Consider the following 22,778-nt stretch of genomic DNA (forward strand, 5'->3'; position numbering starts at 1 on the left):
GACGGGCCGGTCACGCCCCGCTGCCGCCGGCTGACCCGGTGTCGCCCCAGGGTTCGACGTCCACCACGGCATCGACCGGGACGGGCCCGTAGACGTGCGGGAACTCCTCACCCCCCGGCTCGACTGCCTCGTACTTCACCGGGACGCCGGTCTTCGCCGGGTCCACCACCAGGACCACCAGGTCGTCCGGGCCGTCGTAGGCGCCGTACAGGAACGCCGCCACGCGCGGTAGCTGATCGCGGGTGGAGAAGTGGATGAAACCCTCCTCCTGGAGGGTGCGGCCACGGGTGGACATCTCATAGGTGCCGCGTTCGCGGGCAGCCTCCCACAGAGAGCGTTCGGTGATGTGAAGGATGTACGGCAGTTTCGGCATGCGGCCACGCTACGGCTTCGGGGCCGGCCGACGGACGTCCCCCTCCTGGGGCCTCCCCTCCGGTCGGTCCGCAGGCTGCTCCTCCTCCGGTCGGTCCTCGGCCACCGGATCGACGCACACCTCGCACCCGGGGTTGTGACAGGGGCCCGCCACCCAGCGCGGGACCCAGGCGCCCAGCGTCTTGTACCGCTGAACGACCGATGCGACGGGCTGTCCGCAGACGGGACAGACGTGCCCTTCCCTGTCCATGCCCCCAGCGTAGGACCGCCCGTGCCGGAATGCCTGCCGCGCCGGTTACCGGCAGGAGGGCGGGCCCCGCACGTTGTGGGGACGTGCGGGACCCCCCGGACCGGAGTCCGCGGTGACCGCGCGGGGTCAGGAACCGCGCGGTCCCGAGGGCTCCGGGATCCGTCGGACACCGGCGGGCAGCCGGTGTCAACTACTGCGCCGGGTCACGAACTCGGCCAGCGTGAGCAGGCCGCCCGCGGACTCCGGGTCGGGCACCGCACGGGCCAGCTCCTGCATCGCCCGGCCCATCCGGTCGGCCGCCTGGGTCTGCGCCCAGTCACGCCCGCCCGCCCGCTCCACGGCCAGCGCCGTGCGTTCCAGGTCCTTCTCGTCGTACGCCCGTGCGTACAGCTCGGCCAGCTCGGCCGCCGCCGGTGTACCGGAGGTGAGTGCCGCCACCACCGGCAACGACTTCTTGCGGGCGGCCAGATCCGCGCCGGCCGGCTTGCCGGTGCGGCTCGGGTCGCCCCATATGCCGATGACGTCGTCGATGAGCTGGAAGGCGAGCCCGGCCTGCCGACCGAACGCGTCCAGCGCCGCCACCTCGTCCTCCCCGGCCCCCGCGTAGAGCGCTCCGACGGCGCAGGCGCATCCGATGAGCGCGCCCGTCTTGGCCTCGGCCATGGTGAGCACCTCGTCGAGCGTGACCTCGGCGGGGTCGCGCTTCTCCAGTGCCGTGTCCGCCTGCTGGCCCTCGCACAGCTCGATGACACAGTCGACGAGCCGTGTGGCGGCCGCCCCGGAGGCCGGGTGCGGATCCTCGGCCAGCAACCGGAGAGCCAGGGCCTGGAGGGCGTCGCCGGCCAGGATCGCGTCGGGGACGCCGAACACCGTCCATGCCGTGGGCCGGTGTCTTCGGGATGCGTCCCGGTCCATCACATCGTCGTGCAGCAGCGTGAAGTTGTGCACCAACTCCACAGCCGCGGCCGCCCGTACGGCCCTCTCCCCCGCCGTCGGTCCGCCCAGCGCGGTGGCCGCCGTGAGGACCAGGGCGGGCCGGATGGCCTTGCCCGCGTTGCCCGCCGCCGGAGTGCCGTCCGCGTGCTGCCACCCGAAGTGATAGAGCCCGATCCTGCGCATGGCCCCGGGCAACGACTCCAGAGCGGCACGCAGCTCGGGATCGACGCGGCCCCGAGCCTGCTCCAGAATCACCGGGGCTTCGTGCTCGTCGGTCCCCATGGCGTCGTGGCCGCCGATCACCGAGGCACCGTGCCGATCGCCCGCCGGGGTGCAATGACCGGCGGGCGCCGAGACCCGGTTCCCAGCGATGAGCGGTGGCGCGGTGGGCTGCGGTACCCCGGTGGGGCGGGCTTTCGTTTCCGTCATGAACTCGGCCATGGGTCCCCCTCGCGGCGTCCACGGGCGGTGGCGTTTCCGCTCGGGCCGACCGCGTCCCCCAGGGACCTACCCGCCCCGAGGGGCGGGGACACGGCCACGAAGTGCTGGTACGTCACCTCCAGCGACCGATCTCGACATTTTCCAGCACACCGAGCGCGTCCGGGACCAGCACCGCCGCCGAGTAGTAGGCGGTGACCAGGTAGTTGATGATGGCCTGTTCGTTGATCCCCATGAAGCGGACGGACAGACTCGGCTCGATCTCGTCGGGGATCCCGGCCTGCCGCAGTCCGATGACACCCTGGTCGTCCTCGCCCGTACGCATGGCGATGATGGACGTCGTGCGCTCCGGGGTGACCGGGATCTTGTTGCACGGGTAGAGCGGCACCCCGCGCCAGGTGGGAATGCGGTTGCCGCCGATGTCGACGGTCTCCGGGACGAGCCCCCGCTTGTTGAGCTCACGGCCGAACGCGGCGATCGCGCGCGGGTGGGCCAGGAACAGCTTGGTCCCGCGGCGCCGGCTGAGCAGTTCGTCCATGTCGTCGGGGCTGGGCACGCCGTCGTGCGGCTGAAGCCTCTGGTCGTACTCGCAGTTGTGCAGCAGACCGAAGTCCCGGTTGTTGATCAGCTCGTGCTCCTGGCGCTCCTTCAGCGCCTCGACCGTGAGCCTGAGCTGCTGCTCGGTCTGGTTCATCGGCTGGTTGTAGAGGTCGGCCACGCGCGTGTGGATGCGCAGGACGGTCTGGGCGATGCTCAGCTCGTACTCGCGTGGTTTGGCCTCGTAGTCGACGAAGGTGTGCGGGATCTCCGGCTCGCCGCTGTGTCCGGCCGCGAGTTCGACCGCTTTCTCGCCGTACTTGTTGGTGCGCTGCTCGGGGATCGCACGCAGCTGCCGGACGTGTTCACGCAGCGAGTCGGCACGCTCGCTGACCTGCTCGAAGTCCTGACGGGACAGGATCAGCACCGTGCAGGCGGTGGCCGCGCGGGCCGTGTACTCCCAGATGGCGTCCGGGTCCAGCAGCGCCTGCTCGCCGAAGTACGCCCCGTCGGCGAGGACTCCGAGCACCGCGTCGTCGCCGTACGGGCCCGTGCCGATCTTCTCGACCCTGCCGTGCGCCAGCAGGTACACCTCGTCCGTCTGACTGCCGAACGAGGCGATCACTTCTCCCGCCCCGAAGTCCCGCTGACGGCAGCGCTGGGCCAGTTCCGACAGCACCTCCCCGTCCTCGTACGACCGAAGGGCAGGCAACTCGCCTAGCTCGGCCGGGATGACCTCGACCCGGTCCCCGGTCTTCACGAAGGTGATGCGACCGTCCCCGACCGCGTACGTCAGTCGCCGGTTCACCCGGTACGTGCCGCCCTTCACGTCCACCCATGGCAGCGTCCGCAGCAGCCAGCGGGAGCTGATCTCCTGCATCTGGGGTGCGGACTTGGTGGTGGTGGCCAGGTTCCGCGCTGCCGCCGTGTCCAGAGACTGCTGCGGCTTGCCCTGATCCGTGCGGACCTCTTCGCCTACCGACATAAGGACTTACCCTCCCGGTCATGCGCTGGCGCCGAACTGGCCAGGCATCGGTGTCCCGCCCAGGCTCCCTCACGGAATGTGCTCACACCATTACCCGAAAGAGGGGGAATGGATCATCGTACGACTGGGCAGAAAGAGGGGCTTTGCCCAGGGCGGGCCGGGACCGAGCCGGTGCCGAGGGAGCCACGCCTCCCGGTGAGGTGTCCGGATCGGCTCGCACAAGATCCGAACGGCTTCGCACACAATCCGAACGATCTGGCACGCTACGCCCGGTTCGCGGTAAAAGCGGCATGACGAGACGGTCGCGTTCAGTGGCCGCGGGTACCGCACGAAGGAGGCACTCATGGCCTCACCCATGTCCGCGAGCGGTTTTCTGGACGCCTTGAGACACGAAGGGACAGCCGTCGTCGAGGTCGGCGGCTGGAAGCACCACAACCGCGACCACAAGGGCCCGTGGGGACCCGTTCACGGTGTGATCATCCATCACACGGCGACCAGGGGCGACGAGCGGACGGTGAACCTCTGCCGGAACGGCCGCCCGGACCTGCCGGGCCCCCTCTGCCACGGCGTGATCACCAAGGACGGCACGATCCACCTGGTCGGCTACGGTCGCGCCAACCACGCCGGGTTCGGTGACGACGACGTGCTGCGCGCGGTCGTCGCGGAGCGCGCGCTCCCGCGCGACAACGAGGCGAACACCGACGGCAACCGGCACTTCTACGGCTTCGAGTGCGAGAACCTCGGTGACGGGAAGGACCCCTGGCCCGAGGTCCAGCTGGAGGCGATCGCGCGGGCCGCCGCGGCGGTCTGCCGCCATCACGGGTGGACGGAACGCTCGGTCATCGGGCACCTGGAGTGGCAGCCCGGGAAGACCGACCCCAAGGGGTTCACCATGGACTCGATGCGAACCCGGATCCGGGCGCGGCTGAGCCACCCACCGGGGAGCGGTGTCCTGCCCGGGAGCCGGAAGGCCACCGACCCGGACGCCGGAGGGCTGCCGGTCGGCGGCCCGGAGCCGAGCCCCGACGGCGGCTGAGCCGGGCCTGGAGGAGGACTGAGCCGGGCCCGCAGGGCTGCTGGGCCGATCACCGGCGGCCGGGCGACAATGGCCGGGTGACCAGCGTCGACACTCCCGATCCCGGCGCCCTGCGCCCCCAGCTCCCCTCCCCCCTCCAGGAGATCGAGGACGACCGCTTCACGGGTCGCGGACTGCGTCTCCTGCTCAAGCGCGACGACCTGATCCACCCGGAGCTGGTCGGGAACAAGTGGCGCAAGCTGGTGCCGAACATCGAGGCTGCGGCGGGGCGCGCACTGGTCACCTTCGGCGGGGCGTACTCCAACCATCTGCGAGCCACCGCCGCCGCGGGCCGCCTCCTCGGCATACCCACGGTCGGCGTGGTTCGCGGACAGGAACTGGCCGACCGCCCGCTCAATCCCTCCCTGGCCCGGTGCACGGCCGACGGCATGCGACTGCATTTCATCGACAGAGCGACATATCGGCGAAAGGACGACCCGGAGACACTGGGCGCCGTACTGCGCGCGGCCCGCGCGGAGGACGCGTACGTCGTCCCGGAGGGCGGCAGCAACACCGCGGCCGTGCACGGCTGCCGGGCGCTCGGCACGGAACTGCGGGACCACGCCGATGTCGTCGCCCTGGCCTGCGGCACCGGCGGCACACTGGCCGGACTCACCGCCGGACTCGGCCCACGACAGCGGGCACTGGGCGTGTCCGTGCTGAAGGGCGGCTTCCTGACCTCCGACGTCCAGGCACTCCAGGAGCGTGCCTTCGGCGGCCGCCGTGGCGCCTGGTCCGTCGACGACCGCTTCCACTTCGGCGGTTACGCCCGCACCACCCCGGCACTCGACGCGTTCGCCGAGGACTTCGGGCACCGCCACGGCCTGCCCGTCGAACGCCTCTATGTCGCCAAGTTGCTGTACGGGCTCGTCGCCCTGGCGGACGAGGGCGCCTTCCCGCGCGGGACGACGGTCGCGGCGGTCGTCACCGGGCGACCCTTCCCCGAGGGTAAGGGCAGGTCCTAGGCCGCCTCGCGGTACGCCGCCGCCTCCTCCAGGTCCAGTCGGCGCAGCAGGGTGCGGAGCATCTCGTCGTCGATGTAGCGGTGGTCGCGCAGGTTCACGAACACCTCGCGCTCGGCGCTGATCATGTCCCGGGACAGGCGGCGGTAGGTGTCGTCCACCGTTTCGCCGGTGATCGGGTTGACCTGGCCGAGCCGCTCCCAGACGGCGTTGCGCCGGCGTTCCAGGACCGTGCGGAGGCGCTCGGCGAGTGGGGGTGGCAGGGCGTTGCGCTCGTCGGAGAGGAGTTCGTCGAGGCGCCGTTCGGCGGCCCGGGAGGCCTGTGCCTGGGCGTTGGCCTCGGCGAGCGTCTCGGCCTGCGCGTCACGGCCGGGGAACCTCAGCATCCGGATCAGCGGGGGCAGCGTCAGGCCTTGCAGGACCAGCGTCCCGATGACCGTGGTGAAGGTCAGGAAGAGGATCAGGTTGCGCTGCGGAAAGGGTCGGCCGTCGTGCAGCGTGAGCGGGATGGAGAAGGCGATGGCCAGGGAGACCACGCCGCGCATTCCGGCCCAGGAGGTGACCATCGCACCCCGCCAGGTGACGTCCTCCTCGCGTCCTCTGATCCTCGCCGACAGCAGACGCGGCACGAAGGTCGCCGGATACACCCAGACGAACCTGGCCACGACGACCACCAGGAAGACAGCCACCGCGTACCAGGCGGCGTCGATGCCCTCGTACGCCCCGAGGCCCTTCAGCACGACCGGCAGTTGGAGTCCGATGAGTGCGAAGACGGCCGACTCCAGGACGAAGGCGACCATCTTCCACACCGCCTCCTCCTGGAGGCGGGTGGCGAAGTCGACCTCCCACGCGCGGTGCCCGAGGTAGAGCGCGACGACCACGACCGCGAGGACGCCGGAGGCGTGCAGCTGCTCGGCGACGCCGTACGCGACGAACGGGATCAGCAGGGAGAGCGTGTTCTGGAGGAGGGGTTCCTTCAGATGCGTGCGCAGCCAGTGGAGGGGGGCCATGAGCACCAGGCCGACGCCGACGCCGCCGACCGCGGCGAGCAGGAACTCGCCGAATCCGCCGGTCCAGGTGGCGCCCTCGCCGATGGCCGCGGCCAGGGCCACCTTGTAGGCGGTGATCGCGGTGGCGTCGTTCAGCAGGGACTCGCCCTGGAGGATGGTGGTGATGCGGGAGGGCAGCCCGACCCGGCGGGCGACCGCCGTCGCCGCCACCGCGTCCGGCGGTGCCACCACCGCGCCCAGTACCAGCGCCGCGGTCAGCGGCATGCCCGGCACGATCCGGTAGGCCGCCCAGCCGACGGCGAAGGTCGCGAAGAGCACGTATCCGACCGACAGCAGCGCCACCGGCCGCAGTTGCGCGCGCAGGTCGAGGTACGAGCTGTCGGTGGCCGAGGTGTACAGCAGCGGGGGCAGCAGGAGCGGAAGCACGACCTCGGGGTCGAGGGTGTAGTCGGGCATTCCGGGGACGTACGACACCAGCAGCCCGACCGCGACGAGCATCAGCGGTGCGGGCACCGGCGTGCGCCGCGCCGCACCGGCCACCACCGCACTGCCCGCCACCAGCAACAGCAGTGGCATCACGTCCATGTTCTCGCCGTCCTCTTTTTCCGCGCGGCCACCCGCACACCCGTCGTAACCTGGCAATCATGAAACAGTGCACGCACGCCGACGCGCTGCCGCATCCGGAACCCGAGGCACAGAACGAGACCTGTCCGGAGTGTCTCGCCGACGGCACGCACCCGGTGCAGCTGCGGATGTGTCTGAGCTGCGGCCACGTCGGCTGCTGCGACTCCTCGCCGGGACAGCACGCGACAGAGCACCATCACAAGTCCGGTCACCCCGTGATGCGGACGTTCGAGCCCGGTGAGAGCTGGCGATGGTGCTTCGTCGATCACGTACTCGTGTGACCCTGGTTCCGGACGGTTCGCGGGTCTGACGTCTGGGTACGTCAATCCGGCGCGCGCTCTTCCCATTTGGGCCCACGGAACCCCTAGACACGGAGCGTATACAACGCTTTACTGTGAGTGACGCCAGGGGGTCGGGGTCCCGGGAACACGAAAGTTCGGAGCGCGATAGCGTCACCGCTGAACCATGTACGGCGTTATCCCGGGGGGCAACCCTCGGCCCCGAAAAGCTTGTACCACCATGGAGGTGAGGGTGTCCCAGATCGCAGGCGAGCCCGCGACCCAGGACTTCGTCGAAGTCCGGCTGCCGGCTGCGGGTGCCTACCTGTCGGTGCTGCGGACGGCCACGGCCGGTCTCGCGGCCCGTTTGGACTTCACCCTGGACGAGATCGAGGACCTGCGCATCGCGGTGGACGAGGCCTGCGCGATCCTGCTCCAGCAGGCCGTGCCCGGCTCGGTACTCAGCTGTGTGTTCCGGCTCGTGGACGACTCACTGGAGGTCACGGTGTCGGCCCCGACGACGGACGGTCACGCGCCTTCGCGCGACACGTTCGCCTGGACCGTGCTGTCGGCCCTGGCGGGCAAGGTCTCCTCGGCCGTCGACGAGGACAAGACCGTGTCGATCAGCCTCTACAAACAGCGCGGCGCGGGACCCGGGCCGGCGTGAGGGACGGGGACGGGCCGGTGCGGGACGAAGAGCGCGGCACACGGGGACTGCCGGCCGAGGGCGCGGGCCCCGGGGATGGCACCCGCGGCATGGCCGACGGCATCGACGGCATCCCCGAGCAGGCCAGACCGCACCCGGAGGACGACTCCGCGACGGCGGGCTTCGAAGGTGCCGCGCGGACCGCGCCTCCGGAGGAACGGAACGGGGGCGTGACCCCAATCCGAGCGGAGGCGAGGGCTCGGGCAAGGGCGACGGGCGGGACGATGAGCGAGCACGAACGGGACGATGAGCCTGGCGCGCAGGGCGTGCCGGATCCCCAGGGCACACAGCATGCCCCGCAGGGCACGCAGCATGCCGCCCAGGACCGCAGCGGAGCGCGCGCGATGTTCATCGAGCTGCGCGAGCTGAAGGACGGCAGCGCCGAGTACGCGGAGCTGCGCAACCAACTCGTCCGTATGCACCTGCCGCTCGTCGAGCACCTCGCGCGCCGGTTCCGCAACCGTGGCGAGCCGCTGGACGACCTCACCCAGGTCGCCACCATCGGGCTGATCAAGTCGGTGGACCGCTTCGACCCGGAGCGCGGCGTGGAGTTCTCCACGTATGCCACCCCGACGGTCGTCGGCGAGATCAAGCGGCACTTCCGGGACAAGGGGTGGGCGGTCCGCGTCCCCCGCCGGCTCCAGGAGCTGCGCCTGGCACTCACCACGGCCACGGCCGAGCTCTCCCAGCAGCACGGGCGCTCCCCCACGGTCCACGAGCTCGCCGAGAAGCTCGCCATCTCGGAGGAGGAGGTGCTGGAGGGCCTGGAGTCGGCCAACGCCTACTCCACCCTCTCCCTGGACGTCCCCGACACCGATGACGAGTCCCCGGCGGTCGCCGACACCCTCGGCGCCGAGGACGAGGCCCTGGAGGGCGTCGAGTACCGCGAGTCCCTCAAGCCACTCCTGGAGGGCCTGCCGCCCCGTGAGAAGCGGATCCTCCTGCTGCGCTTCTTCGGGAACATGACCCAGTCGCAGATCGCCCAGGAGGTCGGCATCTCCCAGATGCACGTTTCCCGGCTGCTGGCCCGGACCTTGGCCCAGCTCCGCGAGAAGCTGCTGGTCGAGGAGTAATTCAGGAGTACGCGACAGGAGCAGGGCGAGCTACCGCTCGGAATCCCCCGCGCGCCCAGGACCCCGGATCCCCAGGGCCTGGGTGGTGGCCGGGTTCACCAGCAGCACCAGCGCCGCCACCGCGACGACGGCCAGCGCGATGCCGGCCGGAATGGCCATGCTGTCGGCCTTGAGAAGGTTGTAGGCCACGGGGAGCGCGATGATCTGGGTGATCACGGCCGGCCCACGGCTCCAGCCGCGGCGCAGCAGCAGCCCGCGCGCGGCCAGCAACGGGAGAAGGGCGAGGACCACGAGCGTGATGGCCCCGGTCACAGCCTGTTGCCGGTCGTCCGGGTCCCCACCGAGGCCGAGGACGAGCATCCACACGCCGCCCGCCAGCAGCGCGGCTCCTTCCAGCGCGGCCAGCATCGCCGCGTAGGTCAGGCGACGCGGGCGGGGGCCGACGGCTTCGGCGGTGTCCGGGATGGGGTTCTGCTCGCTGCTCACCCCAGAAGGGTAGCCGTCGACATTCAGGGGTCCGAGTGTCGATCCTCACGGCCTCATCTCTTACCGGATACCTACCTCGGTCTGGGACGAGTACCACCCAGTAGGTACGCTGCACCCCATGCGTGCACTTCTCGTGGTCAACCCGGCGGCAACCACCACAAGCGCACGTAGGCGTGACGTGCTGACCCACGCGCTGGCGAGCGAGATGAAGCTGGAGGCGGTCACCACCGAGTACCGGGGGCACGCGCGCGACCTGGGCCGGCAGGCGGCGGAGAGTGACGACATAGACCTGGTGGTCGCCCTCGGCGGCGACGGCACGGTCAACGAGGTCGTCAACGGGCTGCTGCACGACGGCCCCGACCTCGACCGCCTCCCCGGCCTCGCCGTGGTGCCGGGCGGTTCCACCAATGTCTTCGCCCGCGCCCTGGGTCTGCCCAACGATCCGGTGGAGGCCACCGGCGCCCTGCTGGACGCGCTGCGCGAGAAGCGGGAGCGCGTCGTCGGCCTGGGGCTCACCTCGGGTACGCCCGGCACCGAGGACGAGGCCGTCCCGGACCGCTGGTTCACCTTCAACGCCGGACTCGGCTTCGACGCCGGTGTCGTCGGCCGCGTCGAGCAGCAGCGCGAACTGGGCAAGAAGTCCACACACGCGCTCTACGTCCGTCAGGTCGTGCGCCAGTTCCTGGGCGAGCAGCACCGGCGGCACGGCGCGATCACGCTCGAACAGTCCGGCGCTGATCCGATCACCGATCTCGTCGTGGCCATAGTCTCGAACACGTCTCCATGGACGTATCTCGGCAATCGCCCGATGTACACGTCGCCTAAGTCCTCGTTCGATAAGGGCATCGACGTATTCGGTCTCAGCCGTCTGTCCACGGCGGCGGTTGCCCGGTATGGCACCCAGTTGCTCACTTCGTCCCCCGAGCGGGGCCCGCACGGCAGGCATGTGCTCTCCCTGCACGATCTGGACCGGTTCACCTTGCATTCGAAGGTCCCGCTGCCTCTCCAGATGGACGGAGACCACCTGGGGCTGCGTACGAGCGTGACGTTCACAGGCGTACGCCGCGCACTGCGTGTGATTGTGTGAGTGGAACGCGCGAAAGTCCTTTCACTCGAACGTTTAGGCCAGGATCCACCCCATGGAAGTACGGCTGTGACCCAGTCGACACCGAGGAATCAAAAAAAACTTTCCTGAAGGGGTTGTATCCGCCGCTGAGGTTTGCGAGTCTCTACGTGGCGATCGGGACGGCCCGCAAGACCGGCCTCCACTGATCACCGGAACCCCTCTCCAAACACAGGACCCACGCCGGCGAACCTGGCGGTTGGCCCTTCACTTGTTGAGGGATTCGTGAAAGCGTTCACATTCACAAGCAATCTGCATGTAATACAAGGAGAGGTAGCAGCCATGGACTGGCGTCACAACGCCGTTTGCCGCGAGGAAGACCCCGAGCTCTTCTTCCCCATCGGCAACACTGGTCCTGCGCTGCTGCAGATCGAGGAAGCCAAGGCCGTCTGCCGTCGCTGCCCTGTTATCGAGCAGTGCCTGCAGTGGGCGCTTGAGTCCGGCCAGGACTCCGGCGTCTGGGGTGGTCTCAGCGAGGACGAGCGCCGCGCCATGAAGCGCCGCGCCGCCCGCAACCGGGCCCGTCAGGCCTCCGCCTGACAACAACCCACCCCGCTCTGACAGCCTGAGCTTGGCGGCGCGTACAGCGAGTACGCATCTCCCGCCCCCGAGCCGCAGCGCGCAGTACCCCCGATGCGCTTAGTAGTTGAGAGCAGCAGCGAGCACAGGCCCCGGACCTGACCAAGGTCCGGGGCTCTTTGCTTTTCCTCGGTCGGCACCGGGGATCCCGGTTCCCGCTCGTGAATCCCCGGCGCCCGCCGGGCGCCATCTGCCGCCGGACGCGGCCCACTTCTACTTCTGCGATGCGACCGGGATGTCCAGAATGACCCGGGTCCCGCGCTCCGGCGCCGGCACCATGTCGAACGTGCCGCCCAACTCACCCTCGACCAGGGTCCGTACGATCTGCAGGCCCAGGTTGCCCGCGGTCTTCGGGTCGAATCCCTCGGGCAGCCCCACTCCGTCGTCCTGGACGGTGACGAGCAGCCGGGTCTCCCTGCTGGTTCCGCCACGGACCGCCGAGACCTCGACCGTGCCGGTGTCGCCGTCCCGGAAACCGTGTTCGAGAGCGTTCTGCAGGATCTCGGTCAGCACCATCGAGAGCGGGGTCGCGACCTCGGCGTCGAGTATCCCGAAGGCTCCGCTGCGCCGGCCGACGACCTTGCCGGGCGAGATCTCGGCGACCATCGCGAGCACGCGGTCGGCGATCTCGTCGAACTCCACCCGCTCGTCCAGGTTCTGGGACAGCGTCTCGTGCACGATCGCGATCGAGCCGACCCGTCGTACCGCTTCCTCCAGGGCCTCCCGGCCCCGTTGCGAGTCGATGCGCCGGGCCTGGAGGCGAAGCAGGGCGGCGACCGTCTGGAGGTTGTTCTTCACCCGGTGGTGGATCTCCCGGATGGTCGCGTCCTTGGTGATCAGCTCACGTTCACGACGGCGGAGTTCGGTGACATCCCGGAGCAGGACCAGCGATCCGATACGCGTGCCCTTGGGCTTGAGCGGGATCGCCCGGAACTGGATCACCCCGTCGTGCGCCTCGATCTCGAACTCCCGGGGCGCCCAGCCGCTCGCGACCTTGGCCAGTGCCTCGTCGACCGGTCCCCGGGTCGGGGCGAGTTCGGCGGTGGTCGTGCCCAACTCCTGGCCGACCAGGTCGGAGGCGAGGCCGAGGCGGTGGTAGGCGGACAGGGCGTTCGGGGACGCGTACTGCACGACGCCGTCCACGTCCAGCCGGATCAGGCCGTCGCCGACGCGCGGCGAGGCGTCCATGTCGACCTGCTGGTTCGGGAAGGGGAAGGAGCCGGCGGCGATCATCTGCGCAAGGTCGGACGCACTCTGGAGATAGGTGAGCTCCAGACGGCTCGGCGTCCGGACGGTGAGCAGGTTGGTGTTGCGGGCGATGACGCCGAGGACCCGCCCCTCACGCCGTACGGGGATGGACTCGACCCTGACCGGGACCTCCTCGCGCCACTCGGGGTCGCCCTCCCGCACGATCCGGCCCTCGTCGAGCGCCGCGTCCAGCATGGGACGGCGGCCGCGCGGGACCAGATGGCCGACCATGTCGTCCTGGTAGGAGGTGGGGCCGGTGTTGGGCCGCATCTGGGCGACCGAGACATAGCGGGTGCCGTCGCGGGTGGGGACCCACAGGACCAGGTCGGCGAAGGACAGGTCGGAGAGCAGCTGCCACTCCGAGACCAGCAGGTGGAGCCATTCGAGATCGGAGTCGTCGAGGGCGGTGTGCTGGCGCACGAGTTCGTTCATGGAGGGCACGTGTGCGAGCGTACCCGGGCTGGTGTACGGCCCGAAAAACACCCGCGGGCCGCGGCGCCTGGGCGGGACCCTCAACCCACCCGGCACCGCAGCCCGGAGCAATATCGGCCGCGGGGTGTGCGGTCCCGGTCGGCCGAAGGGTGAGGAGCCGGGGCAGTCAGGGCAGAGAGCACCGGATCCTCGGTCCGTCTTCCTGTGCGGGGAAGGCGGAGGACTGTGGTCGCATCGCGGTCCTACCACACGCGAGTCCTCCGCACATTCTGGACTAGACCAGGGGGTGTGTCCATGTGCGAGGTGTCTGCACGCGTCGGGGCTGTGCACGGATGACCATGGGCAGCCTAGCCCGCCCGGGTCAGCCGCGGGGCCAGATGGACATGGCAATTTCGGCGACTGCTCCGAGTTCCCCGCGGCTCGCCCCGTCACGCGCCCCGGCTGGGACATGCCCGCGGGGGCGTCCTCGCCTCGGACGACGGCCGCTGGGTGACGGGGCACTGGCTGGACGTCACGGGCGGCTCCCTGACCCGAGCCCCCTCGCCCGCCCTCCGGCCGCCCGTCCGGCCGCCCCCGGCGAGGCCTCCTCAGGGTCGGACGCCTCTGCTAGATTGGTCTATACCACACGTGTTCTCCGGGGTTCCGAGTGAGCCTCTCTTCAGAACGGCAGGCCCAGCGTGGAAGTTGTCATCGTGCCGGACGCCGCGGCGGGCGGCGAGCTGATCGCGAACGCCATGGCCCGGCTCCTGCGACGCAAACCGGATGCCCTGCTCGGCGTGGCGACCGGTTCCACCCCGCTGCCCGTATACCAGGCCCTGACGGCCATGGTGCGCTCCGGCGACGCGGACGTGTCGCGGGCCCGGATCGCACAGCTCGACGAGTACGTGGGCCTGCCCGCCGAGCATCCGGAGTCCTACCGGTCGGTGCTGCGACGGCAGGTACTGGAGCCGCTCGGCGTGGGCATGACCGCGTTCATGGGGCCGGACGGCACCGCGCGGGACGTGCGGGAGGCCTGCGAGGCGTACGACAGAGCCCTCGCCGAGGCCGGAGGAGTGGACCTCCAACTGCTCGGCATCGGGACGGACGGACACATCGGCTTCAACGAGCCGTGCTCCTCGCTCGCCTCCCGCACCAGGATCAAGACACTCACCGAGCAGACCCGGATCGACAACGCGCGCTTCTTCGACGGCGACATCGACCAGGTGCCGCACCACGTCATCACCCAGGGAATAGGCACGATCCTGGAGGCACGTCACCTGGTGCTGCTCGCCACCGGCGAGGGCAAGGCGGACGCGGTGGCGGCGACCGTGGAGGGACCGGTGGCGGCGGTCTGCCCGGCCTCCGCCCTCCAGCTCCACCCGCATGCCACGGTGGTCGCCGACGAGGCGGCCGCGGCCAAGCTGAAGCTGGCCCACTACTTCCGGCACACCTACGCCAACAAACCGGACTGGCAGGGGATCTGACCCTGCCCCGCGGCCGTGGGGCCCGTCTCCTCCTACTCCTGGCGGAACCGTCCGACACCCACGACACGCGGAGCGCTCCTGCGGGTCAGACGCCGGCGACGGCCTCCGCCGCCGCCCGGCCGCAGACCCGGGCCGCGCCGTGGGTGGCGATGTGGAGTGCGCCGCGGGGCGGAGCCTGGGGGATGCCCATCTCGACCACGATGGTGTCGGGTCGGGCAGCCAGCAGGGTGTCGAGGGCCGTGGCCATCCAGGGGTGCCGGTGCTCGTCGCGGACGACGGCCACGATCCGGCGGTCGCCCGCCGCCGCGAGTGCCGCCGCCCCCGCGTCCTGCCCGTCGGCATTCTCCGCGAAGGTGCCCGTCTCGGTGCCGGGCAGCAGACGGCACAGTTCGGCGGCCACACCCCAGGGGGTCTCCGCACCGACGGCGATGTTCGCCACGGGGGTGAACGCGGCGACATAGGGGGCCTCGGTCAGGGGCTTGAACCGATCGGCGCCCGTCACGGCGAGCGCGCGCCGGGCGGCGACGAGTCCGATGCCGGCCCGCGCTCCCCCGCCGCCGAGGTCGCCACCAAGGTCGCCACCGAGGTGGTCGCCCCGGCCGCCGGTCACCGTGGCGGCCGGCGCGCCGACCGTGCTGTCGCCCCCGTCGCCGGTCGGGTCGGCGGTGGCCGCGGTCGTCCACCGTGCCAGTGCGCGTACCCGTCGTGCGGCGTCCGCCAGGCGCTCCTCGGCGAGTGCGCCGGAGCGGACCGCCGTGACCAGGGCGTCCCGCAGTCGTCGTACGGTCTCGTCGTCCGCCAGGCCGCCGCCCACGCAGATGGCGTCGGCGCCTGCCGCGATCGCGAGGACGCTGCCGCGTTCGATGCCGTAGGTGGCGGCGACGGCCCGCATCTCCATGCCGTCGGTGATGATCAGGCCGTCATAGCCGAGTTCGCCGCGCAGCAGGTCGCTGAGGACATGGTGTGACAGGGTCGCCGGGCGGTCCGGGTCCAGGGCGGGGACCAGGATGTGGGCGCTCATCACGGCCCGGGTGCCGGCCGCGATCGCGGCGTGGAAAGGAGCGAGTTCGCGGGAGGCCAGCAGTGCGGTGTCCGCGTCGATGCGGGGCAGCGCGTGGTGGGAGTCGACGGCCGTGTCGCCGTGGCCGGGGAAGTGCTTGGTGCAGGCCGCCACTCCGGCCGACTGGAGGCCGGTGACATAGGCAGCCGTGTGGCGGGCGACCAGGTCGGTGTCGGAGCCGAAGGAGCGTACGCCGATGACGGGGTTGGCGGGGTTGGAGTTGACGTCGGCGGACGGTGCCCAGTTGAGGTTCACCCCGCAGACGGCGAGGCGGCGGCCGAGTTCGTGGGCCACCTCTCGGGTCAGCTCCACGTCGTCGACCGTGCCGAGGGCGTGGTTGCCGGGGAAGGAGGAACCGGTGCGTGCTTCCAGCCGGGTGACGTCGCCGCCCTCCTCGTCGATGGCGACGAGGACGTCCTCCCGCTCGGCGCGCAGTCGGCCGGTCAGGGCGGAGAGTTGTTCGGGAGAGAGGATGTTGCGGCCGAACAGTGCGACGGACGTGAGCCCTTCGTCGAGGCGGCGAAGCAGCCAGTCCGGAGGCGTTGTCCCGGTGAAGCCCGGCTGGAGGACGGTGAGCGCGTCGCGCGTCAGGGCGTCGCGGGCACCGGAAGCGGGGGTACCGCTGGCGAATGTCGTCATCGAGTGGCGTTATCCCTTCACGGCGCCCGCGGTCAGACCCGCGGCCATCTTGCGCTGGACAAGGAGGAACAGGACGACGACCGGCACGGCCATCATCGTGGAGCCGGCCATCATCGGGGCATATTCGGTGCCGTGCTTGGTGGTGAAGTTGCCGAGCCACACGGTCGCGGTCTGGTGCTCCTGGCTGAGCAGCATCAGGGCGTACAGGTACTCGTTCCAGGCCTGGATGAAGCCGTAGACCGAGGTGGCGACCATGCCGGGGGCGAGGAGGGGGAAGACGACGCGGATGAAGGCGCCGGTGCGGGAGCAGCCGTCGACCATGGCGGCCTCCTCCAGTTCCTTCGGGATGTTGACGAGGAACCCGCGCAGCGTCCACACCGTGAAGGGGAGGATGAAGGTGAGGTAGGTGAGGATCAGGCCGGAGAGCTTGTCGTACTGGTGCAGGTCGTTCAGCAGCAGGAAGACCGGGATGATCATGGCGACGAGCGGCACCATCTGCACGGCCAGGATGCCCACGATCACGGCCTTGCGGCCGCGGAAGGCGAACCGGGAGATGGCGAGCGCCGCCAGCATGCCGACGACCACGCCGACCACCACCACCGAGAGGGAGACGGCCAGGCTGCGGCCGACCGGGCCCCAGAAGTCGGCGACTTCCGTCGCGCGGCGGAAGTTGGCCAGGGTGAGGCTGGTCGGCAGCAGGCTCGGGTCCGGGTCGATGGCGTCCTTCGCGGGTTTGAACGCTGTGTCGATCATCCAGTAGACGGGGAAGCCCGCGGTGGCGAAGACGAGGAGTCCCAGCAGGTTCCAGCCGAGCCTCGGCCTGCGGCGCGCCCGGTGGGCGAGGGCAGTCATTCGACCTCTCCGATCTTCAGCATCTGGCGCATGTAGACGGCGACCACACCGAGCAGCAGCACCACGGTGATCAGGGCGATCGCCGAGCCCTGCGCGTAGTCGTTGACCACGAAGGCACGGTCGTACGAGTAGGTGGTGAGGAGTTGGAACTCGGCTTCCGGGTGCCCGTTCCGCATGACGAAGACCTGGGGGAAGACGCCCATGTCCCAGATGACGGAGAGGGTGGTGAGCATGACGACGACCGGCTTGAGGACGGGGAGGGTGACGTAGCGGAAGACGCCCCAGGCGCCCGCGCCGTCGAGGCGGGCCGCCTCCTCCAGTTCGGCGGGTACCTGCGTGAGGCCGGCGCCGAGGGTGATGACCACGAAGGGAACCGCGCCCCAGACCACCAGGAGCATGATGACGGCCAGGCCCTCGGGTCCGCTGGCGAACCAGTTGTGGCCGATCAGCTCAACTCCCGGGAGCTTGCTGAGCAGCGCGTTGAGGACGCCGTAATCGGCGTCGAACAGCCACTTGAAGACGGTGGTGGCGACGATGACGGGCATGCCCCAGCTCGCCACGAGGGCGATGTTGACGAGGGTCCGCACCCAGCCGGACACGCGCCGGAGCAGCAGGGCCACCAGCATGCCGAGAACCATCGTGAGGGCGACGGAGCCGGCCGCGAACACCACGGTGCGCACGACGACCTGCCAGAACTCACGGTCGCCGAGCACCTTGGAGAAGTTGGCGAACCCGGCCGGCTCGGCGGGCTTGAAGCCCCACAGCTGGGACTGGCCGAACTTCTGGAAGGAGAGGGTCACCAGACGGACCAGGGGGTAGCCCATGACCAGGGCGAGGATCAGCAGGCACGGGGCGAGCAGCAGCCAGGGGGTGGCCGTCCCGCCCGGCGCCCGCCTTCCGTTCCCCTTTCCCCGTGGCCGTCGCCCGCCGCCCGGTGGTGGCGTCCGTCGCGGTGGCGGCGCCTTGGCGGGGGTGGTCGTGTGTGCGGCAGTCATCGAACGCTCCTCGGCGGTCCCTCGGTCCCTCAGGTGGTACGAGTGCGGGGCCCTGCCGGTGGACAGGGCCCCGCGTTCGGGTCACTTGGTGTTGATGACCTTGTCGATCGCGGCGTCCGCGTCCTTCGCGGCGTCCTCGACCGACTTCTTGCCGGTGCCGATGTTCTGGAGCATGGTCTGCAGGATCTGGGCCTTCTCGACCTGGCCCCAGCCGGGTGCCATCGGGACGAACCAGTTGGACTCGGCGGCGGTGGCCGGGACGACGGTCGCCGGGTCGTTCTTCAGGGTGGCCAGGTCGGTCTTGTTGTTGGGCAGGTTGCCCTTGGCCATCAGGCCCTTCTGGCCGGCGGGGCCGGTGAAGGCGTTGATCCACTCGGCGGCGAGGTCCTGGGCCTTGGACTTCACGGGGACGGCGAGGTCGGAGCCGCCGAGGAAGACCGGCATGTTCTTGCCGGACGGTCCGGGCATCACGAAGTTCTCGAGGTTGTCCTTGAGCTTGCCGGTCTTGTCGTTCTTCGGGTCGGCGGCGGTGGCACCTTCCCAGGCGGCGGCGAAGATCATCGCGGACTTGCCCTGACCGTAGACGATGTAGCGGTCGGACTCGTCCTTGGTCTTGTCGCCGTGCATATAGGTGTCGACGACCTTCTTGAACTCCTTGAGGCCCTCGACGGACTCGGGCGAGGAGAGGTTGGCCTTCCACTCGCCGCCGGACTCGACGGCGATGGAGCCGCCGGCGTCGTAGACGAAGGACATGGCGGCGTACCAGTCACGGGTGGGCTGGTACCAGGCGTTGAACTTGCCGCCCTCCTTCTGCTGGATCTTGTCGAGGTCGGAGGTCAGCTCGGCGTAGGTCTTCGGCGGCGCCTTGACGCCCACCGAACCGGCGACGTCCTTGCGCCAGTTGGCGACGCGGCCACCTGCGTAGTAGGGCACGCCGTAGGTCTTGCCGTCATAGGTGACCGATGCCTTGAGGCCGTCGAGCCAGGCGGAGGAGCTGCTGAACCGGGCGGGGTCGACGGGTGCGAAGGCGCCCTTGACCATGTAGCCCAGCATCTCGGTGTTGCCCATCTCGACCACGTCGGGGGCCTTGTCGGTGGCGAGGACGGCGTCCAGCTTGGTGTTCTTGTCCGGCCAGCCGTAGTACTCGTGCTTGATCGTGACGCCGGGGTGCTTCTTCTGCACGGCCGCGTCGGCGGCCTTCACCAGGTCGGGCCAGTTGTTCTGGGCGTCCACGGTGAGCCAGACGGTCAGCTCCTTGGCGTCCGCCCCCTGCGCCTTGCCGTCGTCCTTGCTCTCGCTGCCGCACGCCGCGATGGAGACGATCATCCCCGCGATACCGATCGCGGCTGTCACCCTGCGCTTCACGCCACCCTCCTCAGGGATGCCACAAACCCCCCTGCCTCCCCGCGGCGAGCGCCCAGCGCTTCGCACCGCCCATGGGGCCGGGACCTGGACCAATGGTGTAGACCAGTAACCGGAGCTTGGACCAGACCAATAGGCGTGTCAAGGGAGTTCAGGCGGGCTCGGAACGTCCGTGATGCGACCGAGATATGCAGGGACCTTTCATTGCGCAAGCGGCAGATCGGACGACCCGCCTCCACTGGACCACCGGCACCGGAGGACTGGATGGACTAGACCAAGCAGGGGCGCAAAGGTATACAGGGGGATCACGGAGCGTGCGGGTGGACTCCCACCGACAGGAAGCCGTGCCACGATGTGAGCCGTGACCGACGGGGGTCGGTCGTTTCGGCATACGGAGCCGGGAAGGCGGAGCATGAGCACCGAGGTCAGCAGTGCGGAGAACGAGGGTGGAGCGACCGTCCGTACCGCGCGCGTGCCCAAGTACTACCGCCTGAAGAAGCATCTGCTGGACATGACGGAGACACTGCCACCGGGCACTCCGGTCCCGCCCGAGCGCACCCTCGCCACGGAGTTCGACACCTCCCGCACCACCGTCCGCCAGGCCCTTCAGGAACTGGTCGTCGAGGGCAGGCTCGAACGCATCCAGGGCAAGGGCACCTTCGTCGCCAAGCCCAAGGTCTCCCAGGCGCTGCAACTGACCTCCTACACCGAGGACATGCGCGCCCAGGGCCTGGAGCCGACCTCGCAGCTGCTGGACATCGGCTACATCACCGCAGACGAGCGCCTCGCCGAACTGCTCGACATAGCGTCCGGCGGCCGGGTGCTGCGCATCGAGCGGTTGCGCATGGCCAACGGCGAGCCGATGGCCATCGAGACCACCCACCTCTCCGCCAAGCGCTTCCCGGCGCTGCGCCGCAGCCTGGTCAAGTACACGTCCCTCTACACCGCGCTCGCCGAGGTGTACGACGTCCATCTCGCGGAGGCCGAGGAGACCATCGAGACCTCGCTGGCCACCCCCCGCGAAGCCGGCCTGCTCGGCACCGACGTGGGCCTGCCGATGCTGATGCTCTCCCGGCATTCGCTGGACAGAGAGGGCAAACCGGTGGAATGGGTGCGGTCGGTGTACCGCGGCGATCGCTACAAGTTCGTGGCGCGCCTCAAGAGGCCACGGGAATAGCGGGAGCAGGCCGGACATACCTCTCCGCCGGGATTGCCGACGCGACATCTGGGCAGGCAGTTACGCGCGCAGTCAGCTGTGGCAGTCAGCTGCGACCGGAGAGGGAACGGAGCCGCGCCATGCCAGATATGTCAGATACGCCCGGTACCAGAGAATCGGCGGTGGTGACGCCCCTGCGCGTCGCCATCGCCCTCTGTCTGGCAGCGCCCTTCGTGGCGATGCTCTGGGTCGGTTCCTACGCCAAGGCCGACCCCGCGTTCATCGGGATCCCGTTCTTCTACTGGTACCAGATGCTGTGGGTGGTCATCTCCACCGCGCTGACCATGACCGCCTACCAGCTGTGGCGGCATGACCAGCGCACCCGCGCGGCGGATCACCGGGACGGGGGTGCGTCGCGATGAAGGACGGCGTGAACGGCGTCGCACTCGGCGTCTTCATCTTCTTCTTCCTGGCCGTCACGGTCATGGGCTTCCTGGCCGCCCGCTGGCGCAAGGCCGAGAACGAGCACAGCCTCGACGAATGGGGCCTGGGCGGACGGTCGTTCGGCACCTGGGTCACCTGGTTCCTGCTTGGCGGCGACCTGTACACGGCGTACACCTTCGTCGCCGTACCCGCGGCGATCTACGCGGCGGGCGCGTCCGGCTTCTTCGCCGTCCCGTACACCATCCTCGTCTACCCGCTGATCTTCACCTTCCTCCCGCGGCTGTGGTCGGTGTCGCACCGGCACGGCTATGTGACCACCTCGGACTTCGTGCGCGGCCGCTTCGGCTCCAAGGGCCTGTCGCTGGCGGTGGCGGTCACCGGGATCCTGGCGACGATGCCGTACATCGCGCTCCAGCTGGTCGGCATCCAGGCGGTCCTCGACGTGATGGGCATCGGCGGCGGCGAGGACACCGGCTGGTTCGTCAAGGACCTGCCGCTGCTCATCGCCTTCGGCGTGCTGGCCGCCTACACCTACTCCTCGGGTCTGCGGGCCCCCGCGCTGATCGCGTTCGTGAAGGACGCGCTGATCTACATCGTGATCGCGGTGGCGATCATCTACATCCCGATCAAACTGGGCGGCTTCGACGACGTCTTCGCGAAGGCGGGCGACGCCTTCGGTCAGGTCAACCCGGCGACCGGCAAGCCACGCGGCACGCTCGTCCCGCCGGAGGCGGGCCAGTGGACCTACGCCACGCTGGCGCTGGGCTCCGCGCTCGCGCTCTTCATGTACCCGCACTCGATCACCGCGACACTCTCCTCCAGGAGCCGTGAGGTGATCCGCCGCAACACCACGATCCTGCCGCTGTACTCCCTCATGCTGGGCCTGCTGGCCCTGCTCGGCTTCATGGCGATCGCGGCGGGCGTCAAGGTGACCAACGGCCAGCTGGCCATCCCGCAGCTGTTCGAGAACATGTTCCCGGACTGGTTCGCGGGGGTTGCCTTCGCGGCGATCGGTATCGGCGCCCTGGTCCCCGCGGCCATCATGTCCATCGCCGCCGCAAACCTTTTCACCCGCAACATCTACAAGGACTTCATCAACCCGGACGCGACACCGCGACAGGAGACCCGGGTCTCCAAGCTGGTCTCCCTGCTGGTGAAGGTGGGCGCCCTGGTCTTCGTGCTGACGATGGACAGGACCGTCGCCATCAACTTCCAGCTGCTCGGCGGCATCTGGATCCTGCAGACCTTCCCGGCACTGGTGGGCGGGCTGTTCACCCGCTGGTTCCACCGCTGGGCGCTGCTCGCCGGCTGGGCGGTCGGCATGCTGTACGGCACGGTCGCCGCGTACGGCGTCGCCTCCCCGACACAGGCCCACTTCGGCGGCTCGGCCAAGGAGATCCCGGGCATCGGGGAGATCGGCTACATCGGATTCACCGCCTTCGTGCTCAACGTGGCGGTCACGGTGGTCCTGACCTTCGCCCTGAAGGCGCTGAAGGCCCCGGAGGGCATCGACGAGACCAGCCCGGAGGACTACACGGCCGACTCGGGCGACCCCGGCGTACAGGTGGAACTGCCGCCGGCCACGGCGGGAACGAGCCACTGACGGGCGGCCGCAAACAGACCACGGACGAGTCGGCGACGAGCCGCTGAGGTCCAGCAACCGACGTGCCGCCGGAGCAAAACCGGCGGCACG

General features: G+C 69.8%; 20 protein-coding genes and 1 pseudogene. 11 read left to right on the forward strand and 10 right to left on the reverse strand.

Translation table 11 applies throughout. From position 1 onward, the window contains the following. Nucleotides 1–10 precede the first annotated feature (10 nt). From ACIPK3_RS17180 to ACIPK3_RS17190, 3 genes are all read right to left on the reverse strand, one after another. Entirely contained in the window at nucleotides 11–373 is a 363-nt protein-coding gene (locus ACIPK3_RS17180) for a DUF952 domain-containing protein (RefSeq protein WP_402570441.1), read from the reverse strand. A gap of 435 nt (nucleotides 374–808) precedes the next feature. Next, nucleotides 809–1,987, reverse strand: a complete 1,179-nt coding sequence (locus ACIPK3_RS17185; RefSeq protein ID WP_402570442.1) for a family 2 encapsulin nanocompartment cargo protein polyprenyl transferase — start codon at nucleotides 1,985–1,987, stop codon at nucleotides 809–811. 124 nt (nucleotides 1,988–2,111) lie between these two features. Continuing rightward, on the reverse strand, nucleotides 2,112–3,518 hold the full coding sequence (locus tag ACIPK3_RS17190) for a family 2B encapsulin nanocompartment shell protein (RefSeq protein WP_402570443.1): 1,407 nt from the start codon (nucleotides 3,516–3,518) through the stop codon (nucleotides 2,112–2,114). 343 nt (nucleotides 3,519–3,861) lie between these two features. Here ACIPK3_RS17190 and ACIPK3_RS17195 point away from each other — a divergent pair. Further along, a pseudogene (locus ACIPK3_RS17195) lies at nucleotides 3,862–4,446 on the forward strand (N-acetylmuramoyl-L-alanine amidase); the annotation flags it as partial. Nucleotides 4,447–4,631: 185 nt separating this feature from the next. Beyond that, nucleotides 4,632–5,558 carry a 1-aminocyclopropane-1-carboxylate deaminase/D-cysteine desulfhydrase gene (locus tag ACIPK3_RS17200; RefSeq protein WP_402570445.1) on the forward strand — a complete coding sequence of 309 codons (927 nt, stop codon included), beginning with the start codon at nucleotides 4,632–4,634 and terminating at the stop codon, nucleotides 5,556–5,558. Here the strand turns inward: ACIPK3_RS17200 and ACIPK3_RS17205 are convergent. Then, nucleotides 5,555–7,150, reverse strand: a complete 1,596-nt coding sequence (locus ACIPK3_RS17205; RefSeq protein ID WP_402570446.1) for a Na+/H+ antiporter — start codon at nucleotides 7,148–7,150, stop codon at nucleotides 5,555–5,557. The genes ACIPK3_RS17200 and ACIPK3_RS17205 overlap by 4 nt on opposite strands. A 59-nt stretch (nucleotides 7,151–7,209) precedes the next feature. On the opposite strand from ACIPK3_RS17205, the gene ACIPK3_RS17210 reads away from it, so the two are divergent. From ACIPK3_RS17210 to ACIPK3_RS17220, 3 genes are all read left to right on the forward strand, one after another. After that, nucleotides 7,210–7,470 carry a UBP-type zinc finger domain-containing protein gene (locus ACIPK3_RS17210; protein WP_402570448.1) on the forward strand — a complete coding sequence of 87 codons (261 nt, stop codon included), beginning with the start codon at nucleotides 7,210–7,212 and terminating at the stop codon, nucleotides 7,468–7,470. 250 nt (nucleotides 7,471–7,720) lie between these two features. Further along, nucleotides 7,721–8,134: an anti-sigma regulatory factor gene (locus ACIPK3_RS17215; RefSeq protein ID WP_004925829.1), complete on the forward strand. Its 414-nt coding sequence runs from the start codon at nucleotides 7,721–7,723 to the stop codon at nucleotides 8,132–8,134. Continuing rightward, a complete protein-coding gene (locus tag ACIPK3_RS17220; protein ID WP_402570450.1) occupies nucleotides 8,131–9,246 on the forward strand; it encodes an RNA polymerase sigma factor SigF in 1,116 nt (371 codons plus the stop codon). The genes ACIPK3_RS17215 and ACIPK3_RS17220 overlap by 4 nt, the downstream gene beginning before the upstream one ends. 30 nt (nucleotides 9,247–9,276) lie before the next feature. Here the strand turns inward: ACIPK3_RS17220 and ACIPK3_RS17225 are convergent, their stop codons facing one another. Next, nucleotides 9,277–9,732 (reverse strand): hypothetical protein, encoded by a 456-nt coding sequence (locus ACIPK3_RS17225; protein ID WP_402570452.1) that lies wholly within the window; start codon nucleotides 9,730–9,732, stop codon nucleotides 9,277–9,279. Nucleotides 9,733–9,850: 118 nt separating this feature from the next. Between ACIPK3_RS17225 and ACIPK3_RS17230 the strand changes: the two genes are divergently transcribed. Together ACIPK3_RS17230 and ACIPK3_RS17235 are read left to right on the forward strand one after the other, a co-directional pair. Further along, nucleotides 9,851–10,819, forward strand: a complete 969-nt coding sequence (locus ACIPK3_RS17230) for a diacylglycerol/lipid kinase family protein (RefSeq protein WP_402570454.1) — start codon at nucleotides 9,851–9,853, stop codon at nucleotides 10,817–10,819. A gap of 318 nt (nucleotides 10,820–11,137) precedes the next feature. Beyond that, complete coding sequence (locus ACIPK3_RS17235; RefSeq protein WP_003992873.1) at nucleotides 11,138–11,395, forward strand: WhiB family transcriptional regulator; 258 nt, start codon at nucleotides 11,138–11,140, stop codon at nucleotides 11,393–11,395. Nucleotides 11,396–11,647: 252 nt separating this feature from the next. Here ACIPK3_RS17235 and ACIPK3_RS17240 read toward each other — a convergent pair whose 3' ends face one another. After that, the gene (locus tag ACIPK3_RS17240; protein WP_402570456.1) at nucleotides 11,648–13,123 is read right to left on the reverse strand and encodes a sensor histidine kinase; all 1,476 of its coding nucleotides are present in this window, start codon (nucleotides 13,121–13,123) and stop codon (nucleotides 11,648–11,650) included. A gap of 668 nt (nucleotides 13,124–13,791) precedes the next feature. Between ACIPK3_RS17240 and nagB the strand changes: the two genes are divergently transcribed. Further along, complete coding sequence (gene nagB / locus ACIPK3_RS17245; RefSeq protein ID WP_402570458.1) at nucleotides 13,792–14,577, forward strand: glucosamine-6-phosphate deaminase; 786 nt, start codon at nucleotides 13,792–13,794, stop codon at nucleotides 14,575–14,577. Between the two features lie 85 nt (nucleotides 14,578–14,662). On the opposite strand, the gene ACIPK3_RS17250 is transcribed toward nagB, so the two are convergent. The 4 genes from ACIPK3_RS17250 to ACIPK3_RS17265 all read right to left on the reverse strand — a co-directional run bounded on the left by ACIPK3_RS17250 (nucleotide 14,663) and on the right by ACIPK3_RS17265 (nucleotide 19,488). Next, nucleotides 14,663–16,276, reverse strand: coding sequence for a glycoside hydrolase family 3 protein (locus tag ACIPK3_RS17250; protein WP_402570459.1), 1,614 nt, complete (start codon nucleotides 16,274–16,276; stop codon nucleotides 14,663–14,665). Between the two features lie 9 nt (nucleotides 16,277–16,285). Continuing rightward, nucleotides 16,286–17,128 (reverse strand): carbohydrate ABC transporter permease, encoded by an 843-nt coding sequence (locus ACIPK3_RS17255; RefSeq protein ID WP_402570460.1) that lies wholly within the window; start codon nucleotides 17,126–17,128, stop codon nucleotides 16,286–16,288. After that, the gene (locus ACIPK3_RS17260) at nucleotides 17,125–18,123 is read right to left on the reverse strand and encodes a carbohydrate ABC transporter permease (RefSeq protein ID WP_402570462.1); all 999 of its coding nucleotides are present in this window, start codon (nucleotides 18,121–18,123) and stop codon (nucleotides 17,125–17,127) included. Before ACIPK3_RS17260 ends, ACIPK3_RS17255 begins: the two co-directional genes overlap by 4 nt. Before the next feature lie 81 nt (nucleotides 18,124–18,204). After that, nucleotides 18,205–19,488 (reverse strand): extracellular solute-binding protein, encoded by a 1,284-nt coding sequence (locus ACIPK3_RS17265; RefSeq protein ID WP_402570464.1) that lies wholly within the window; start codon nucleotides 19,486–19,488, stop codon nucleotides 18,205–18,207. A 409-nt stretch (nucleotides 19,489–19,897) separates the two neighbouring features. Here ACIPK3_RS17265 and ACIPK3_RS17270 point away from each other — a divergent pair, with 409 nt between their 5' ends. The 3 genes from ACIPK3_RS17270 (at nucleotide 19,898) to mctP (ending at nucleotide 22,688) form a co-directional block, all read left to right on the forward strand. Next, nucleotides 19,898–20,662 (forward strand): GntR family transcriptional regulator, encoded by a 765-nt coding sequence (locus ACIPK3_RS17270; protein ID WP_402570466.1) that lies wholly within the window; start codon nucleotides 19,898–19,900, stop codon nucleotides 20,660–20,662. Nucleotides 20,663–20,790: 128 nt separating this feature from the next. After that, nucleotides 20,791–21,063, forward strand: a complete 273-nt coding sequence (locus ACIPK3_RS17275; protein ID WP_402570796.1) for a DUF3311 domain-containing protein — start codon at nucleotides 20,791–20,793, stop codon at nucleotides 21,061–21,063. Next, the gene (mctP, locus tag ACIPK3_RS17280; protein ID WP_402570468.1) at nucleotides 21,060–22,688 is read left to right on the forward strand and encodes a monocarboxylate uptake permease MctP; all 1,629 of its coding nucleotides are present in this window, start codon (nucleotides 21,060–21,062) and stop codon (nucleotides 22,686–22,688) included. Before ACIPK3_RS17275 ends, mctP begins: the two co-directional genes overlap by 4 nt. Nucleotides 22,689–22,778 lie beyond the last annotated feature (90 nt).

The sequence above is a fragment of the Streptomyces sp. NPDC086787 genome (assembly GCF_044745865.1).
Lineage (GTDB): Bacteria > Actinomycetota > Actinomycetes > Streptomycetales > Streptomycetaceae > Streptomyces.